Annotated in this window: 9 protein-coding genes; 2 read left to right on the forward strand and 7 right to left on the reverse strand. The window is 67.7% G+C overall.

Going from position 1 to position 18,631, the window contains the following annotated elements:
* Positions 1–19: 19 nt before the first annotated feature.
* Both rpiA and OJF58_RS17720 read left to right on the forward strand, forming a co-directional pair.
* A complete protein-coding gene (gene rpiA / locus OJF58_RS17715) occupies positions 20–685 on the forward strand; it encodes a ribose-5-phosphate isomerase RpiA (RefSeq protein WP_300785313.1) in 666 nt (221 codons plus the stop codon).
* Positions 682–1,437, forward strand: a complete 756-nt coding sequence (locus tag OJF58_RS17720; protein ID WP_300779036.1) for an ROK family protein — start codon at positions 682–684, stop codon at positions 1,435–1,437. Before rpiA ends, OJF58_RS17720 begins: the two co-directional genes overlap by 4 nt.
* Positions 1,438–1,645: 208 nt before the next feature.
* On the opposite strand, the gene treY is transcribed toward OJF58_RS17720, so the two are convergent.
* The 7 genes from treY to OJF58_RS17755 are packed head-to-tail and all read right to left on the reverse strand — an operon-like array spanning position 1,646 to position 18,476.
* On the reverse strand, positions 1,646–4,123 hold the full coding sequence (gene treY, locus OJF58_RS17725; protein WP_300779037.1) for a malto-oligosyltrehalose synthase: 2,478 nt from the start codon (positions 4,121–4,123) through the stop codon (positions 1,646–1,648).
* On the reverse strand, positions 4,120–6,048 hold the full coding sequence (malQ, locus tag OJF58_RS17730; protein ID WP_300779038.1) for a 4-alpha-glucanotransferase: 1,929 nt from the start codon (positions 6,046–6,048) through the stop codon (positions 4,120–4,122). Before malQ ends, treY begins: the two co-directional genes overlap by 4 nt.
* Positions 6,045–7,775: a malto-oligosyltrehalose trehalohydrolase gene (gene treZ / locus OJF58_RS17735; RefSeq protein ID WP_300779039.1), complete on the reverse strand. Its 1,731-nt coding sequence runs from the start codon at positions 7,773–7,775 to the stop codon at positions 6,045–6,047. The genes malQ and treZ overlap by 4 nt, the downstream gene beginning before the upstream one ends.
* Complete coding sequence (gene glgX, locus OJF58_RS17740; RefSeq protein ID WP_300779040.1) at positions 7,772–9,877, reverse strand: glycogen debranching protein GlgX; 2,106 nt, start codon at positions 9,875–9,877, stop codon at positions 7,772–7,774. The genes treZ and glgX overlap by 4 nt, the downstream gene beginning before the upstream one ends.
* A 3-nt stretch (positions 9,878–9,880) precedes the next feature.
* Entirely contained in the window at positions 9,881–12,070 is a 2,190-nt protein-coding gene (glgB, locus tag OJF58_RS17745; protein ID WP_300779041.1) for a 1,4-alpha-glucan branching protein GlgB, read from the reverse strand.
* Complete coding sequence (gene treS, locus OJF58_RS17750) at positions 12,067–15,384, reverse strand: maltose alpha-D-glucosyltransferase (RefSeq protein ID WP_300779042.1); 3,318 nt, start codon at positions 15,382–15,384, stop codon at positions 12,067–12,069. Before treS ends, glgB begins: the two co-directional genes overlap by 4 nt.
* Positions 15,381–18,476, reverse strand: coding sequence for an alpha-1,4-glucan--maltose-1-phosphate maltosyltransferase (locus OJF58_RS17755; RefSeq protein WP_300779043.1), 3,096 nt, complete (start codon positions 18,474–18,476; stop codon positions 15,381–15,383). The genes treS and OJF58_RS17755 overlap by 4 nt, the downstream gene beginning before the upstream one ends.
* Positions 18,477–18,631: the final 155 nt, after the last annotated feature.

The following is an 18,631-nucleotide window of genomic DNA, read 5'->3' on the forward strand; positions in this document are numbered from 1 at the left end:
CGTTTCCGACCACACGGCGATGAAGCGGGCCGCAGCGGAGCGGGCCGTCGCTGACGTCCAGGACGGCATGATGGTGGGGCTCGGGACGGGGACAACGGCCGAGCTGGCCGTCGAGGCGCTTGCCAGGCGCCTGTCGGAGCGCCTCCGGATCGTGGCAGTGCCGACATCCGAACGAACGCGGGCGCTGGCTGAACGGCTCGGCGTGCCGCTCGCGCCGGCCGGCGACTGGCCGTGTCTCGACCTCGTCATCGACGGAGCCGACCAGGTCGAGCGCGGCAGCCTCGACCTGATCAAGGGGCTGGGCGGCGCGTTGCTGCGCGAGAAGATCGTGGCGAGCGCGGCCCGACGGATGATCGTCATCGTGGACGATTCCAAGATCGTCGATCGCCTGGGCGGGCGCTCGCCGCTGCCGGTCGAGATCGTGGCCTTCGGCTGGCGGCGCACGTTTGAGCGGCTCGCCGATCTCGGCCTGCAGCCACGGCTGCGGCTTGCATCGGCTCAACCGTTCCTCAGCGATGGCGGCAACCACATCGTGGACTGCCATATCGGCGAGATCGCCGATGCGCGCGCATTGGAAGCGACGCTTTCCGGCATTGTGGGGGTGGTCGAGACGGGTCTGTTCCTGGGGCTCGCCTCGACGGTGGTGGTGGGACATTCGACTGGCATCGAGGTCATGCAACGATGAATGCAAATGACGGCGGGCCCTATACGCTGGGGCTGGATATCGGCGGCACCGGGCTCAAGGGGTCCGTGCTGGACAGGAACGGACACATGATCGTGGACCGGGCGCGCGTGCCGACACCGAAGAACTGCAAGCCCGACCAGATGGTCGAGGTCCTCACGAAACTGGTGAAGCCGTTGCCGCCCTTCGACCGCATCTCGGTGGGTTTCCCCGGCGTGGTGCGCAACGGGAAGGTGGTGACCGCGCCGCATTTCGGCACCGACAGATGGCGGGACTTTCCGTTGCAGCAGAAGCTCGGCGAGCGGCTGGGCAAGCCGGCCCGCCTCAGCAACGATGCCGAGATCCAGGGCCTCGGCATCATCACGGGCTACGGGCTCGAGGTGGTGCTGACGTTGGGCACGGGGGTGGGCAGCGCGATCTTTGCCGGCGGCCGCATGACGCCGCATCTCGAACTTGCGCACCATCCGATCCATAAGTCCGAGACCTACAACGAATACCTGGGTGCCGCGGCGCGCAAGAAGATCGGCAGCAAGAAATGGAACCGGCGCGTGTTCCGCATGATCGAGATCGTGCAGACGCTCCTGAACTACGACGTCCTCTATATCGGCGGCGGCAATGCCGCCAACGTCGACAAGGACAAGCTGCCGGACAACGTGAAGATCGAGTCCAACGACATGGGCATCACCGGCGGCCTGCGCCTGTGGGACGATGCCGTCTGGCAATCCGCTCGCGACATCGGCCACGGCGGCGACTGAAGAAAATACTCGCGGGCCGGTCGCCACTCCGGCTGGCCATGTTGTCGCTACCTACGCACCGTGAGGTCATGGCCGCTTGCTGTCGGATTGCCGCTTTCGGGTTTTTCCCCTCCCCGGCTCCCGTGCGTAAAGCTGCGTGTCTGCATTCCACGCCGCCGCGAGTGGCTTTCCTTCTACCCAACCGGGAATCGTTTTGTAAAAGCGTGAGCTAGGACCTTTTTGTGGAAAAGATCGCCACCGGCAGACGGGTGAACAGGTCCTGCACGCGGATCTTTCCTGCCGTTGCCTGGAGTGTCCTGCCTTCGATCGTATCGAACCATGGCGTTTCATGCGGAAGGACAAGCGACGTATCTTTCCAGGCGGCCGGGTCGAGTTCGAGCGTGTCGCGCGCACGCAGCAGTGCGTGCGGCAGGCGCGGCACGGCGACCAGCAGCCGGTTTTCCCCATAGGTCCGCAAGAAAGCGACGAGGTGCTGCGCTTTCTCGCCTTCGACGGGAACGGGCCGATAGTCGCCGCGCGCGAACAACTCGGGCAGCGTCGCGCGCACCGCCAGCAGACGGGCGATGAGCGCCTGCTTGATTCGCCCGTCGCGCCAGTGGCCGAGCGCGTCGGCGACATCGATCGACGACAGGCTCCTGCGCCGCCGCTCGAAATCGACCGGACGGCGATTGTCCGGATCGACGAGGCTCAGGTCCCAATAGTCGGTACCCTGGTAGAGGTCCGGGATGCCGGGCACCGAGAGCTTCAGCGCGGCTTGCGCGAGCCCGTTCACAGCGCCCGCGGCGGCGATCGACTGGATGAACGAGAAGATGTCGGCGATCAGATCCGGCAGGGCGTTGGCGGCAACGAGGCGTTCGACGAAGCGCCGGGCAGCGTCTTCATAGCTTTTGTCGGGATCGGACCAGTCGGTATGGATCTTCGCCTCGCGCAGGGCCTTCTCCTGCCATGCCGCGAGCCGCGCGGCAAAGGCGGCCCGACCTTTCGCATCCTCCAGCACGAGATCTAACGGCCAGGCGCCGACGATCATCTGCAGGAGCATGGCGATGTCACCGACCGCCGGCTGGCCGTCGGTTCGCAGGACGGCGCTGCCGTCGATCCAGCTCGTGAGCCGATCGGCCCAGGTCTGCGGTTGCTCGCTCAGGACGGCGAGGCGCGCGCGCACGTCCTCGCCGCGCTTGTGATCGTGCGTCGCCGTGGCAAGCATCGAGCGCGGAAGGTCGGTCGAGCGTGCCTGCATCAGGGCATGGAAATCGCCGGGGCCGATGCCGAAGCGGTCGAGGTCGAAGCCGACATCGTTGCGTGAAAGCAGGCGACCATAGCGATAGAAGGCGGTGTCCTCGACCGACTTGGCAGCGACCGGCGCGCTCAACTGCTGGAAGCGGCCGATGGCGGCGTCGTCGGGTGTCGGTTCGGTCAGCCAGCGATGCAGCAGGTCGATTATCCAGCCGTCGCTCGGCCGGGCGGTGCGCTTGGCGTTGCGTGCGGCCGCATCGAGATAGGGCCGGTCGCGCCGGGGCCGCTCGGTCGGCGTGGCATAGCTGCGATAGACGGGGAAATGCACGAGCATCTCGATCAGCGCGCGGCGCAAGGCCGGGCGGCTGAGCTCGGAGGCAGCGGGATCGGCCTTGGCCAGACGATCGAAGGCCGCGACGGCCGCTTCCAGCGGGGCGGCGAAGCTCCCGGCGATGATCTCGCGGCGCGCGGCCTCCTCCTCGTCGGCGAAATCGGCAGGCCGGCCGCTCAGCTTCGTCCAGGCCCGTGCCAGCAGCGGCCCGGCCTCGGGATCGTGCTGCAGGGCGCTCACCTGATCCATGAAGTCGTAGCCGGTAGTGCCGTCGCACGCCCAGTCGGCCGGCAGCGTCTCGCCCTTCAGCAGGATCTTCTCGACCACCAGATAGGGACGGGACGGATCGTCCGGATCGAGCTGGTGGCGGAGCTTGCGGCAGTAGGAGGCGGGATCGTTGAGGCCGTCGACATGATCGACGCGCACGCCGTCTATCAGGCCCTCGCGATAGAGGCGGAAGATCAGGGCGTGGACGTTCTCGAAGGTCTCTGCATCCTCCATGCGCAGGCAGACCAGGTCGTTGATATCGAAGAACCGCCGCCAGTTGATGCGATCGTTGGCCGTGCGCCACCAGCCCAGCCGGTAGGGTTGCCGCTCGATGTCCGGGCCGGTCATCGGCAGTTGATGGTCGTAGTAGCGCAGAACCGCCCAGCCTTCGCGATCGCCGACCGTGACCTCCTTGGCCGCGATCGCCTCGTGCAGCGGCCTGCCGAGCAGCGGCAGGAACACGCGGCCGCGCAGTTGCGGGTCCTCCGTCTCCCAGTCGATGTCGAAGGAGCGCGCATAGCGGCTCGCCTCGCCGTGATGCAGCACGTCGGCCCACCACGGGTTCTCGAGGCTTGCCGCCATGTGGTTGGGCACAATGTCGACGATCAGGCCGAGGCCCTGACGGCGCAGTGCCTCCACCAGACGCCGAAGGCCGTCCTCGCCGCCCAGCTCCGGATTGACCCGCGTCGGATCGATCACGTCATAGCCGTGCATCGACCCGGCGCGCGCCGCGGTGATCGGCGAGGCGTAGAGATGGCTGACGCCAAGCGCGGCCATGTAAGGCACGAGCCGCTCGGCATCGGCGAAAGTGAAGTCCTTGTGGAATTGCAGGCGCAGCGTGGCGCGCGGCATCATGGCCGCGCCCGCTGCAGCAGCCCAAGCCGCCGCGCGGCCGCCGGCTCCTGAAGGAGCTCGTCGGCCGGCCGGCTGAAGCGGCGGCGCCAATTGGGATGCTCGTTGACTGTGCCGGGCAGGTTGGGCTGCTCCACCGTGCCGATGATGTCCTCCAGCGGCACGAGAGCGAGCGGATCGGGCGTGGCCGCCACGAAGGCGATCGCAGCGTCGACGGCGGTCGCGGCGTCGCCCGGCGGCGGCGGCGCGCCCTTCGCGACTCCGGCCTTGTCGAAGGCCTGCCAGAGCGCCGTGCGCTCGCGCTCGCGCTCCTCCCGGTCGCCCTGCTTGCCTGTGCCGAGGCCGCGCCGGAGCTCGAGATCCGCGCCTTGCCACCAACCGGCGACGGTCGGCAGATCGTGCGTGCTGGTCATCGCTACCGCGTCGTCGCGCCATCGCGCAGGCGGCAAGAAGCCCTGGCCGTCGCGCTCGAACCAGAGGACATCCATGCCGGCCATGCCGAGTGCTCGGCAGCGGCGGCGGAACTCCGGCGGTACGGTGCCGAGATCCTCGCCGATGATCACGGCGCGGTGGCGATGCGATTCGAGCGCCAGCAGGCGCATGAGATCGTCCATCGGATACGAAAGGTAGGCTCCTTCGGTCGGCGACGCCCCATGCGGCACCAGCCAAAGCCGCATCAGTCCCATCGCATGGTCGATCCGTACGCCGCCCGCGTGGCGCAAGGCGGCGCGCACCGTGGCGATGAAGGGATCGAAGCCGGAGGCGATCAGCTCCTGCGGGGAGAAGGAGGTGAGGCCCCAGTCCTGGCCGGCGGGATTGAAGGCGTCCGGCGGTGCGCCGATGCTGAGCCCCGTCAGGAAATGGCCGGGATCGGCCCCGACCTCGCTGCCGGCCGGATCGAGGCCGATGGCGAGATCGCTGAGGAGACCGATCCGCATGCCAGCATGACGCAAGGCGGCCTGCGCACGGGCAAACGAGGTATCGGCGATCCACTGCAGGAACAGGAAGTAGTCCAGCGGAGCGGAGCCCGCAGCGACGGCCGCCTCGAACTGCGCATGCCGTTCCAGGGCGGTGCCGCCTTCGCCGACGAAGGACCTGAAGCCGGCGGCAGGCGCCGTCCCGTGTGCGAGATCATGCCGCGCGAAGTCGTCATAAAGCTGGCGGAACAGGGCGAATTTCGCTCGCGCATCCTCGCCCCAGTCGATCAGCGGCCGGTCCGGCAGCGCATCCGCGCCCAGTGCCGCCGTGACACGCTCCGCCCCCAGCGCGTCGGCAGGATCTGCCAGCAACGGATTGAGGAAGAGCCGGTTCGACGGCGAATAGGGGCCGTAGCGTGAGGGGTCGGAGGGGAAGAGGCTGTGCGTGGGGCTGACGGCGATCGCATCGGCGCCACTTTCGGCCGCAAGCCGGCCGAGCGCGCGCAGACCGGTGGTGTCGCCGATGCCGCAGTCGCCGACCCGGCGCAGGCTGTAGAGCTGGACGCCGATGCCCCAGAGCCTGCGGCCCTCCGCGATCTCGCCGACCGTGAGGCAGCGCGGCGGCGCCACGGCAAGCGTGACCTCGCGATCCGCATAACGCAGCTTGTGGTAGCCGGCCGTGGCGATCGGCGGAATGCGCCGATCGCGCAGGAGGAGCGACTGTCGCCACCCGTCTTCCAGCACCAGCTCCGCCGGCACTTCGCCGTCGAGGTCCGCCATGGGCGTGGGCATCCCCACCGTCGCCGTCACGAGCGGTGGATTTGCCCGCGCCTGCTCCAATCGCTTGCTGCTCTCGAGCAGCTCGCCTGGCCTCTCGCAGGGCAAGCCGAGAGCGTCCAACAATCGGCAAAGGCAGGAAGTCGACACCTGGCGCGGCTGGCCGGCGGCGTCGATCCAGTCGACGGCGATGCCGGCCTGCTGCGCGAGCTGGCGGACCGCCGCATCGTTCATGTCGTCTCCTGGACAAACACGACAGTCGCGCGCGCGCCGATCTCGCCGCGGGCGAAGGCTCCTGGGCGCGTCTCGAGGACGAGTTGGCCGCCCGGAGGCTCGAGGGCGACGGCCGCGTCGCCGAGATTGGTGGCAATGGCCAGCACCGCGCCGCCGCCGAGCCGCCATCGCGCCAGCACGGCCGACGGGCCAAGCCCACTGGCGCCAAGGCTTCGCGCCCCGTCCAGACGCGGCACGATCAATTCGTGCCGGCGCCTGAGCATGTCGCGGTAGAAGCTGTCGTCGCCCTTGCCGTCGAGACGGCAGCGCTCGAAGGTCTCAAGGGCGTTGGGGTCGGGAATGTCCTTGCCATCGAAGCGGGTGAACGACGCGAACTCGCGTTTGCGACCTTCACGTACTGCATCCGCCAGTCCGCCATGATAGTCGGTGAAGAACTGGAAGGGCGTGCGCGCGAACCGGTCCTCGCCCATGAAGAGGAGCGGGATGTTGGGGCTCAGCAGTTGCAGGGCGATCGCCGCGCGCAGCGCTTCCGGGTCGGCCAGCGTCGTCAGCCGGTCGCCGAACGGCCGGTTGCCGACCTGATCATGGTTCTGCAGGAACAGCACGAACGCGGTGGGCGACAGGTCCGTGCAGGGCGTGCCCCGCGGCTTGCCCTTGCGATAGGTGGACGGCTCGCCCTGGTAGGCGAAGCCTTCGGACAGGCAGCGTGCCAGCTTTTGCGCCGGCCGATCGACATAGTCGCGGTGGTAGCCGTCGCCCTCGCCGGTGAGCATTACATGCAGGACATGATGCGCATCGTCGTTCCATTGTGCATCGTAGTCCTGGCGCAAGTGGCTGGCCTCGTTGCCGTCGTGCTCGAGCACGAGATGGACATGGCGGCCGGGCTCGACGGTGCGGCGGATCTCGGCCGCCATCTCGCCCAGGAAATCCTGATCGACGATGGCATGCACGGCGTCGAAGCGGAGGCCGTCGAAGCGGTACTCCATCAGCCAATAAAGCGCGTTCTCGATGAAGAAGCGCCGCACCGGCGGCTGACGGAAATCGATGGCCGAGCCCCAGGGCGTGGGCACGTCGGCGCGAAAGAACTGCGGCGCATAGAGGCCGAGATAGTTCCCGTCGGGCCCGAAGTGGTTGTACACGACATCGAGGAACATCATGAGCCGCCGCTCGTGCGCGCGGTCGACCAGCGCCTTCAGCTCGCCCGGCGTGCCGTAGGCGCGATCGGGCGCGAAGGGCAGCACGCCATCATAGCCCCAGTTGCGCCGGCCGGAGAAATCATTGATCGGCATCAGCTCGACTGCCGTGACACCCAGCGCCGCAAGACGCGGCAGCTCGTCCTGCACGCCTGCGAAGCCGCCATAGAGGCCGGCATGCAGCTCGTAGAGAACCGTCTCCGTCCACGGCCGGCCCTGCCAATCGGCATGCCGCCAGCGATAGGCCGAAGGATCGACCACCAGACTCGGTCCATGCACGTCGCTTTCCTGCGCGCGCGATGCGGGGTCGGGCACGTCCTGGCCCGATCCGAGGCGATAGCGGTAGCGCGCGCCGGCGGGGCAGCGCGTCTCGAGCTCGAACCAGCCGTCGGACCGGTCCACCATCGGCTGAGCGGCACCATCCTCGACGACGACGGCGATCTCCTTCTGTTGCGGCGCCCACAGCCGAAAGCGCGTGCGGCCGTCGCCGAGCAGGGCGGCGCCGAACGGCATCGATCGGGCGAACGCAGTCATGTCCTCTCCGGTTCGAGAACGCTCCTGGTAAGGACAACGCTGCGCGATTTCACGAGCAAGGTGCGGCCTTCGAGCGGCCTTTCCGGCTCCTTGGGGGAGGCGCTGTCCACCACCAGCTCGGTCGGCAGGTCGGGCGGCGGCATGGCGAAGGTCTGATCGTCCGGCGTGGGATTGAAGAAGCAGGTGAGGATGGTCACGCCGCCCGCGTCCTTGGAGGCGCGCTGCAGGACGAGCGTGCGCTCCTGCGGATTGTTCCAGGCTTCGTTGGTCATTTGCCCGCCCTGCTGGTCGAACCACTGGATGTCGAGAACGCCCGGCGCCGGCTGGTTGCGGCCGTGAATATACTGGTTCCAGCGCAGCACCGGATGGCGGTGGCGCAAGCCAACCATGCGGCCGACGAAGGTGGTGAGGGCACGGCCCTCCTCCGAGTCGGCCTGTTCCCAGTCGAACCAGGAAATCTCGTTGTCCTGACAGTAGGCGTTGTTGTTGCCGTTCTGGGTGCGACCGAACTCGTCGCCCCCCAACAGCATGGGCGTGCCCTGCGACAGCATTACCGTCGCGAGCATGGCGTATTGAAGACGGCGGCGAATCTCGTTGACGGCCGGATCGTCCGTCGGCCCCTCGACGCCCCAGTTGGCCGAGTAGTTCTCGGGTGTGCCGTCGTTGTTGTCCTCGCCGTTGGCTTCGTTGTGCCGTTCGGCGTAGCTCACCGTGTCGCGCAGGGTGAAGCCGTCATGGCAGGCGGCGAAATTCACCGAGGCATAGGGGCGGCGGCCGCGATGCTCGAAAATGTCGGCGGAGCCCGCGAGGCGGGCCGAGAAATCCGACCGTTCGCCCTCGTCGCCGCGCCAGTAGCGCCGCAGCCCGTCGCGGTAGCGGTCGTTCCATTCGGCGAAGCGCGGCGGTTGCGCCCCAAGCTGATAGCCGCCCGGTCCGGGATCCCACGGCTCCGAGATCAGCTTCACCTGCGACAGGATCGGATCCTGCAGGATCGCATCGAAGAAGCCGGAGCCGGGATCGAAGCCGTAGCCCTCGCGGCCCAGCGTCACGCCGAGGTCGAAGCGGAAGCCGTCGACATGGAACGACTGCACCCAGTAGCGCAGCGAATCCATGACGAGCTGCAGCACCCGCGGATGCGAGAGGTTGAAGGTGTTGCCGGTGCCCGTGTCGTTGATATTGTGCCGCAGGTTGTCGGGCACGAGACGATAGTAGCTCGCATTGTCGAGGCCGCGGAAGGACAGCGTCGGACCGAGCTCGCTGCCCTCGGCGGTGTGGTTGTAGACGACGTCGAGGATGACCTCGATGCCGGCCGCGTGCAGGCGGCGCACGGCGATGCGCATCTCCTCGGCCGAGCCGTCGGACAGGTAGCGCGGCTCGATGGCGAAAAAGCCGAGCGTGTTGTAGCCCCAGTAGTTCCGCAGCTCTTTTTTCAGGAGGTACTGGTCCTGGACGAAAGCGTGGATCGGCAGCAGCTCGATGGCATTGACGCCGAGACGGCGCAGGTGATCGATCACCGCGGGTTCCGCGAGCGCCGCGAACGTGCCGCGCTCGCGCGGACGCAGGTCCTGGCGCAGCATGGTCAGGCCGCGCAGATGCGCCTCGTAGATCACCAGGTCGGACCACGGGATGGCGGGCGGCCGGTCGTCGCCCCAGTGAAAGGCGTCGGCCGTGACGACCGCCTTCAGCATGCCGGGAGCGCTGTCGCGCCGGTCGAAGGAGAGATCGGCGCGCGGTGAGTTGACGCGATAGCCGAAGAGCGCATCCGAGCTGCGGAGGTCGCCGGCGATGCGACGCGCGTAAGGATCGAGCAGGAGCTTGTGGGGGTTGAAACGATGGCCGTGCTGCGGCTCGTAGGGGCCATAGGCGCGATAGCCGTAGATCAGGCCGGCCCGGCTGCCGGGCAGGTAGCCATGCCATATCTCGTCCGTGTACTCCGGCAGCGTGTAGCGCGCCACCTCGCGCCGGCCGTTTGGATCGAAGATGCAAAGGTCGATGCGCGTCGCATTGCTGGAGAAGACGGCGAAGTTGGTGCCGAGTCCGTCCCAGGTGGCGCCCAATGGGGAAGGCGCCCCTGCCTCGAGGCGGTCGGGATAGGGCGGCATGAATCAACTTTCCGCGCGAAGATAGAGAGTGGACAGAGGGGGCAGGGTGAGGTCGAGCGAATGGGTCTCGCCGTGCATGGGCTGCGAGACGGCATGGAGCGCGCCGCCATTGCCCATGTCGCTGCCGCCGTAGAAGCGCGAATCGGTGTTCATGATCTCGCGCCAGACGCCTCCCCGGGGTACGCCGATGCGGTAGTTGCTGCGTGGCGTCGGCGTCATGTTGCACACGACCAGCACTGGCCCGTGGTCGTCGTGGCCGGTCCGGAAATAAGCGAAGACCGAGTTGGAGCGGTCGTCACCCACGATCCAGCGAAAGCCCGCCGGCTCGCTGTCGCGCACATGCAGGGCCGGCTCGCCGCGGTAAAGATGATTGAGGTCGCGCACCAGCCGCTGCATGCCGGCATGCTCCGGATTGTCGAGCAGGAACCAGTCGATCTCGCGATCATGGTTCCATTCCCGCTCCTGGGCGATCTCGCCGCCCATGAACAGGAGCTTCTTGCCGGGATGCGACCACATGAAGCCGAAATAGGCGCGCAGGTTGGCGAACTTCCGCCAGCGGTCGCCCGGCATCTTGCCCAGCAGCGAGCCTTTGCCGTGCACGACCTCGTCGTGCGACAGCGGCAGGATGAACTTCTCGGAGAAGCCGTAGAGCAGGCCGAACGTCATCTCGTCGTGGTGATAGGAGCGATGGATCGGATCGCGCTCCATATAGAGCAGCGTGTCGTGCATCCAGCCCATGTTCCACTTGTAGGAGAAGCCCAATCCCAGCTCGCGCTCCGACCGGGTCACGCCGGGCCAGGCCGTCGATTCCTCGGCGATGGTCACCACGCCGGGGCAGCGCTCCTTCACCACGGCATTGAGGTGGCGCAGGAAGTCGATCGCCTCGAGATGCTCGCGGCCGCCGTAGACGTTGGGGATCCAGTCGCCCGCGCCGCGGCTGTAGTCGCGGTAGAGCATGGAGGCGACGGCGTCGACCCGCAGGCCGTCGATATGGAAGTGTTCCAGCCAGTGCAGGGCGCTCGCGATCAGGAAGCCCTGCACTTCGCGTCGGCCGAAATTGTAGATGTAGGTGTTCCAGTCGCGATGGAAGCCCTCGCGCGGGTCGAGGTGCTCGTAGAGGGCGGTGCCGTCGAAGCGGGCGAGACCGTGCGGGTCGGTCGGGAAGTGCGCCGGCACCCAGTCGAGGATCAGGCCGATGCCCGCGGCATGCAGCCGGTCGACGAACTTCGCGAACTCGTCCGGCGCACCGTAACGCCCGGTGGGCGCGAACAGGCCGAGCGGCTGGTAGCCCCATGAACCGCCGAACGGATATTCGGCGATGGGCAGAAGCTCGAGGTGGGTAAAGCCCATGTCGACGACATAGGGGATGAGCCGCTGCGCCGCGGTCTCCCAGGAGACGGTACCGCCGCCGCGCATCCAGGAGCCGAGATGGACCTCGTAGATCGAGATCGGCGCCGTCGCGGCCTGGCGTTCGGCCCGTCGCTGCATCCAGGCCTCGTCGTGCCAGCGCCACTGCTTGGGCGATGCGACCACGGATGCGGTTGCCGGGGCAGGTTCGGCCTGCTGCGCCAGCGGGTCGGCCTTCTGCGGCAGCCGCACGCCGCCGGGACCGATGATGTCGAACTTGTAACGCGCGCCCGGCGTCACCCGCGGAATGAAAAGCTCCCAGACACCGGCCGGAAAGCGCAGCCGCATGGGATGCCGACGCGAGTCCCAGCTGTTGAAGTCGCCCACCACGGCGACGCGGCTGGCATTCGGCGCCCACACGGAGAAGCCGACACCCTCGACGCCCTCGAGGCTGACGGCGTTCGCGCCCATGACGCTCGCCAACTCGAAATGGCGGCCTTCGTTGAAGAGATGCAGGTCGAGGTCGCCCAGCAGCAGCCCGAAGGAATAGGGGTCCTCCGTCTCTTGCACCGCCTGCGGCCACTTGATGCGCAGGAGATAGGGCGATCGATCGGAGACGACGCCCTCGAAGAGCCCGCTCCCGTCCTTGTCGGCAAGCGAGCCGATCGAAACTCCGTCCGTGCGACGCAGCACCTCGACGCCGAGAGCACCGGGCAGGCAGGCGCGGATCAGCCGTCCGCCGGCGGTGTCGTGCGGGCCCAGCACCTTGAACGGATCGCTGTGACGACCGCCCGCCAGCGCGTCCGCCTCCTCGCGTGGAAGCTCCAGGATCGCGGCCGCGCTCACGAGGCGGTCCCCGCTTCCTTGGCGAGGACGCGCAGGGTGTAGCGATGCAGGCCATGCAGCGGCACGGAGATCCAGGCCGGCCGGTTCGCCGCCTCGTAGACGACTTCGTAGGCGGCCTTCTCGATCATGAAGAAGAGCAGCAAGTCGGGATTGTCGAGGCCCTCGAGCCCGCCCAGGCCGGCGCTGTACGCTTCATAGAAGGCATGCTGGGAGGCATCGCGCAGGCGCCGCATGAATTTCACGCGCGTCGCCTCCGGCAACGGCGCGAAGGCCGGTGTCTTGGGATCGAGGGTCGTCGCCACGGCATAGTCGAGCGAGCGCATCAGGCCTGCTACATCCTGAAGCGGGCTCATCTTGGCCCGCCGCTCGGCAAGCGGCCGGCCGGGCTCGCCCTCGAAGTCGATGATGTAGGCGTCGCCGGTCGCCACGAGCACCTGGCCGAGATGGAAGTCGCCGTGGATGCGCGTCATCAGCGTGCCTTCGCCGGCCCGGGCGAGCCGTTCCATTGCCGCCATCATCTCTTCCTTGTGGGCCGTCAGCTCGGCGACGGCCGCGTCGTCGGACTCGTTCTCGCCCCTTGGCAGCCGGGCAATGCAGTCATGCGCCTTGTTCACCAGGGCGTGGGCATGGGCGATCCAGCGGGCGACGTCCTCGGCCGTGCTGATGCGCGGCGCGAACGCCTCGTTGTCGGTCTCCTGCGCCAGCAGGACATGCATGGCGGCGAGCTGACGGCCGATCGCGGCCACGACCGCATGGTAGTCCTCGACATGATCGGCGCGGGTCTCCGTCGAGGCCTCGCGCATGGCAAGGTCGTCGACGGCGCGCTTGAACTGGTTCAGCGTCCAGGTCCAGGCATCGCCCTGGTTGCGGACGAAGGCCTGGGCGACGGCCAGCGAATGGCGTTCGCCCTCGTTGTCGATGCGCACGACCTCGCCGAACAGGGCCGGCGTGTTGGCGAAGCCCCTCTGGGTGAGGTACCGGCTCATCTCGGCCTCGGGATGCTGGCCGGCCGAGACACGACGGAACAGCTTCAGGATCGCCGCGTCTTCGATGATGAGGGAGCTGTTGGACTGTTCCGCCGACAGCCAGCTCACATTGGCGTCGGGCTTCATCCGCAGGGCCGCATGGCCCGCCTCGGTGGCCGAGAAGACGATGCGGCCCTCCGGGGAGTCGATCTCCTTCCCCTCGGCCATGGCATTCACCACCGTCGTGGCGAAGCTCTGAAGGGCAAAGGCGTCGGTCAGCAGACCTACGCGGCGGCCGCGGCGCACCCGCGCGATCGCAAGCTGGCCGGGCAGCGGTCCGGCAGGCTCGTCCTCCCATTGCATCGAGAGCGGCAGCAGCCAGCGGCTGGTCGCGCCGTCGATCCGCGTCTCGGTCTCGGCGATCAGGAGCTCGCGATCGCCGCCGGGCAGCGCCGCCGTGTACGCGATGCGTGCAGTCTCGATCTTCTGGTCCTTGGCCGAGAACCAGCGGCGCTTGTCGAGGTAGGTCGGCAGCACGTCGCGCTCCAGCAGCGCACTGCCCGACTGCCTAAGGGCGGCGGCAAGGCCCTCGCGCGGCATCACCAGCGTCACGTAGTCGGGCATCGGCTCCGGCGCGGGCGTGTGCCAGGACGGCGCCTCGCTCTCCTTGGCGAGGATGAACCAGTAGAAGCCGAAGGGGGGCAGGGTGAGGAGATAGGGCAACTGGCCGATCGGCGGGAAGAGCGAGGCACCGCTGAGCTCGATCGGGACGCGGCCGGCGAATTCGGAAAGCTCGAGTTCGACGGCCTGCGGCGTGCGCGACACATTGGCGACGCACAGGATCGTCTGCTCGTTGCCTTCGCGCAGATAGGCGAGCACCTTGCGGTTCTTGGGATAGAGGAAGCGAAGGCTGCCGCGGCCGAACGCGGCGTGGGCACGCCGTACCATGAGCATGCGCCGCATCCAGTGCAGCAGCGAGTAGGGGTCGCGCGACTGCGCCTCGACGTTCACGGTCTCGTAGCCGTAAAGCGGGTCCATGATGGTGGGCAGGGCGAGCGCGTTGAAGTCGGCACGCGAGAAGCCGCCGTTGCGGTCGGGCGACCACTGCATCGGGGTGCGCACGCCGTCGCGGTCGCCGAGGCGGATATTGTCGCCCATGCCGAGTTCGTCGCCGTAGTAGATGACGGGCGTGCCGGGCATGGAGAGCAACAGGCAGTTCAGGAGCTCGATGCGGCGTCGGTCCCGCTCGAGCAGCGGTGCGAGGCGGCGGCGGATGCCGAGATTGATTCGCGCCCGCCGGTCGGTGGCGTAGGTCTGCCAGAGATAGTCGCGCTCGGAGTCGGTCACCATCTCGAGCGTCAGCTCATCGTGGTTGCGCAGGAAGATCGCCCACTGACAGGTGTCGGGAATCTGCGGCGTCTGCCGCATGATGTCGGTGATCGGGAAGCGGTCCTCGCGGGCGAGCGCCATGTACATGCGCGGCATCAGCGGAAAGTGGAACGCCATGTGGCATTCGTCGCCGTGGCCGAAATAGTCCTTGGTATCCTCGGGCCACTGGTTGGCCTCGGCGAGCAGCATGCGGTCGGGATACACGGCATCGATCTCGGCGCGGATGCGCTTCAGGATCGCGTGCGTTTCCGGCAGGTTCTCGTTGCTCGTGCCCTCGCGCTCGACCAGATAGGGCACGGCGTCGAGCCGCAGCCCGTCGACGCCGAGATCGAGCCAGAAATGCATGATGCCCATCACTGCCTTGACGACGTGCGGATTGTCGAAGTTGAGGTCGGGCTGGTGCGAGTAGAAGCGATGCCAGTAGTAGGCGTTGGCGACCGGGTCCCAGGTCCAGTTCGAGCGCTCGGTGTCGATGAAGATGATGCGCGTGCCCTGGTACTTCTGGTCGTTGTCGGACCAGACATAGAAGTTGCGGGCCACGGAACCGGGCTTGGCGCGGCGCGCGCGCTGGAACCAGGGATGCTGGTCCGATGTGTGGTTGATGACCAGCTCGGTGATGACGCGCAGACCGCGCTTGTGCGCCGCGGCGATGAAGCGCTTCACGTCGGCCATCGTGCCGTATTCGGGATGGACCGCGCGATAGTCGGAGATGTCGTAGCCGTCGTCGAGCCGGGGCGAGGGATAGAAGGGCAGCAGCCAGATCGTGTTGACGCCGAGGTCGGCGATGTAGTCGAGCTTGGAGATGAGGCCCGGGAAGTCGCCGATGCCGTCGTTGTTGGAGTCGAAGAACGACTTCACGTGGAGCTGGTAGATGATCGCGTCCTTGTACCAGAGTGGCTCGCGGGTCGAGAGGTTGGCGCTCTCGGCCGAACGCAGGAACTCCTTCGTCTGGATATTCATCCGCGATCTCCTTGCTCGGACGAGAGCCGCCACAGGGCGAACGGCAGGACGGCGGGGTCGAGCCGCAGCCGCTGGCCCTTGCCGGTCCAGGTGAAACGGTGGCCGGTCATCAGGTCCTCGGCCGCGAGCGAGCCGCTGTCGGGCAGCTTCCATTCCCAGAGCGGCAGCTCGAAGTCCGTCTCCTGTGGATGGTGCGGGTCGAGGCTGACGGCGACCAGGATCATGTCGTCCTGTCCCGGCCGCGTGCGGCCGTAGACCATCATCTGGTCGTTGCTGGTGTTGTAGAACCGGATGCCGCGATGGCTGTGCAGCGCCGGGTTGGCGCGCCGGATGCGGTTGAGGGCCGTGATCTCCTGCACGATGTTGCCGGGCGCATTCCAGTCGCGGATGCGGATCTCGTACTTCTCCGAGTCGAGATATTCCTCGCGCCCCGGCAGCGGCGCACCCTCGCAGAGCTCGAAGCCCGAGTACATGCCCCACAGGCCGGACGTGGTCGTGGCCAGCACGGCGCGGATCAGGAAGCCGGCGCGCCCCGAGGTCTGCAGGAAGTGGGGATTGATGTCCGGCGTATTGACGAAGAAGTGCGGCCGGAAGAACTCCACCGGCGCGGTGGTCGAGAGCTCGGTCAGGTAATCGACCAGCTCCTGCTTGGTGTTGCGCCAGGTGAAGTAGGTGTAGGACTGCGAGAAGCCCACCTTGGCCAGGCGATACATCATCTTCGGCCGCGTGAAGGCCTCGGCGAGGAAGATCGCGTCGGGGTGACGGCCGCGCACGTCGGCGATCATCCACTGCCAGAAGGGCAGCGGCTTGGTGTGGGGGTTGTCGACGCGGAAGATGCGGACGCCCTGCTCGATCCAGAACAGCACGACATCGCGCAGCGCCTCCCACAGCGCCGGCACCGCGCCGGGAGCATAGAAGTCGACGTTGACGATGTCCTCGTATTTCTTGGGCGGGTTCTCGGCGTGCTTGATGGTTCCGTCCGGCCGGTGCCTGAACCAGTCGGGATGGTCCTTGAGCCAGGGATGGTCGGGCGAGCACTGGATCGCGTAGTCGAGGGCGATCTCGAGCCCATGCTCGCGCGCTGCTGCGACCAGGCGGCGGAAATCGGCCAGGCCGCCGAGCTCGGGATGCAGGGCGTCGTGCCCGCCCTCGGGGCTGCCGATCGCGTAGGGGCTGCCGACGTCGCCGGGCGCGGCCTTCAGCGCGTTGTTGCGTCCCTTCCGAGCCGTCGTGCCGATCGGATGGATCGGCGGGAAGTAGAGCACGTCGAAGCCCATGTCGCGGATGCGCGGCAGGCGCTCGATCACGTCGGTGAAGGTGCCGTGGCGTCCGGGATCGTCGGTCTGCGAGCGCGGGAAGAGCTCGTACCAGCTCGCAAAGCCTGCAGCGGGCCGCTCGACGTCGAGCGGCAGCGGCTCATGACGGGTGACGAAGGGCGGATAGGCGCCGGCCTGCACCAGCTCCTTCTCCTCGGCGAGCTCGACCGAGATGTCCTGGCCCGCCTCGCGCTTCACCTTCATCGCATGGCGCACCGTGGCAAGCTCGTCGAGCCAGGCCTCGACCGTGAACAGCCAGCGGCCGACACGCTGCGGGGTCATCGCGGCTTGCCAACGATCATTTGGCAGCGGCGTCATGGGTGTGCGGTTCCAGCTCTTCTGGTCGGCCGCCTTCCACAGGAGCTCGGCGGCGAGCACGTCGTGGCCGTCCATGAAGATGTCGGCCTCGACGATGACGGTCTCGCCGACAATGCGCTTGGCCGCGAACGGGCCACCCTCGACTCGCGGCGTCAGATTCTCGATCACGATGCGCGCCGCCTTGGTGGCGTTGCGCAGCGCCTCCTTGCGCTTGGGCCGCGGCTCCACGATCGGCGGCTCCGGCGCCAGCGCCACCAGACGCACCTCGCCGGGCTCCAGTGTCGCGGTTGCGGCCGAAGGAGCCGGCAGCGCGACCGGAAGGGAGCGCACGCGGGAGAGGTCGCTGTTGATGCAAAGCGCCCTGTCGCCGGCACGTGGCTGCACCACGCAGACCGGACTGCCCGAACCGGTGAGCGCGCGCCACTCGCCGGACACGTCGATGGCGGCGGGCACAAGGGCCGAATTGGCGGCGCCGATGTCGGGCCCGAGATCGCCTTCGGCCTGGTGCTCCATCTCGACGAAGTCGGCGGTCTCGCCGAACCGGGGGTCCAACTGGCGGCGCGCCATGAACTCGAAGCCCATCGGGACGAAAAGGCCGCCGCCGCTCATCGCCGCGATCTGCAGGGTACGGCGCGCGAGCATGCGTCGGCGGTCGGGGTCGCGTTCGAGGATGCCCAGCCGTTCCTCGAACGGCGCCTCGGCGACGCCGATCGGCGGCGCCACGCGCTGCAGGATGTTGTGCTCCTCGATGTACCAGCTCGCGCGGCCGTCCCACCACGGCGTCGAGGCGAAGACGGCATCCAACCCGGTCTCCGCGAAGGCCGCCATCCGTTCCCATGGCAGACCGACGGTCCAGGCGAGAAAGCGGCAGCCGGGCGCGGCGCGGCGAGTCGCCTCGATCATGAGACGCAAGCCGGGCGGGGGGATACGCTCCAGACCCAGCAGCCGGAAGCCGGCCAGGCCAGCCTCGACGAGCGGCGCCAGCCGCTCCGCCCACCAGTCGGCAAAAGTCTCGGCCTCCTCGAAGCGCGCCGGCACGGCGCGGAAAGGAGAGGCAGGCTGGCGCGGATCGATGAACAGGCCAATCCGCTCGGGAGCGCCGAACAAATCGGGAAAGAGAAGTGCCGTCTCGCCCGCCGCGGCAACGCGATCGATCATGAGATCCGCGACAAGTCTCAGTCCGGCATCGCGTGTCCGCTCGGCCATGGCGCGGACCGCCGTCTCGATCGAGCCGTCGATGCCGAGCGCCGGATCGGGGCGGTCGTGCTGGCCGGTCAGGAACAGGTCGCCATCGGGACCTGGCTCGAACGGCGGCGTCGTGCAGACATGATCGAACCCCATGCCGGCTATGCGCTTGAGATGCCGGCCCCAGTCCGATACCGGCCCGGCGAGGCGGGAATGGAGGTAGTAGATCTTGAACGGGACGTGAAGGGCTGGCGGAGCGCTCGATCTGGTCACGCCAGACGACGGGACTGGGGCGTTGGGCTGCGGCGCCATACCGATAAAACGCAGATTTTCCAAATGGTTCCGCGCCTTCCAGGAATATGTGGACTTGACCGGCGCAGCCCTTGTGAAAGGCGGCGGCAGTCTACAGCCGGTCGGACGACGAAGGC

This window comes from Enhydrobacter sp. (assembly GCF_030246845.1).
GTDB lineage: Bacteria > Pseudomonadota > Alphaproteobacteria > Reyranellales > Reyranellaceae > Reyranella.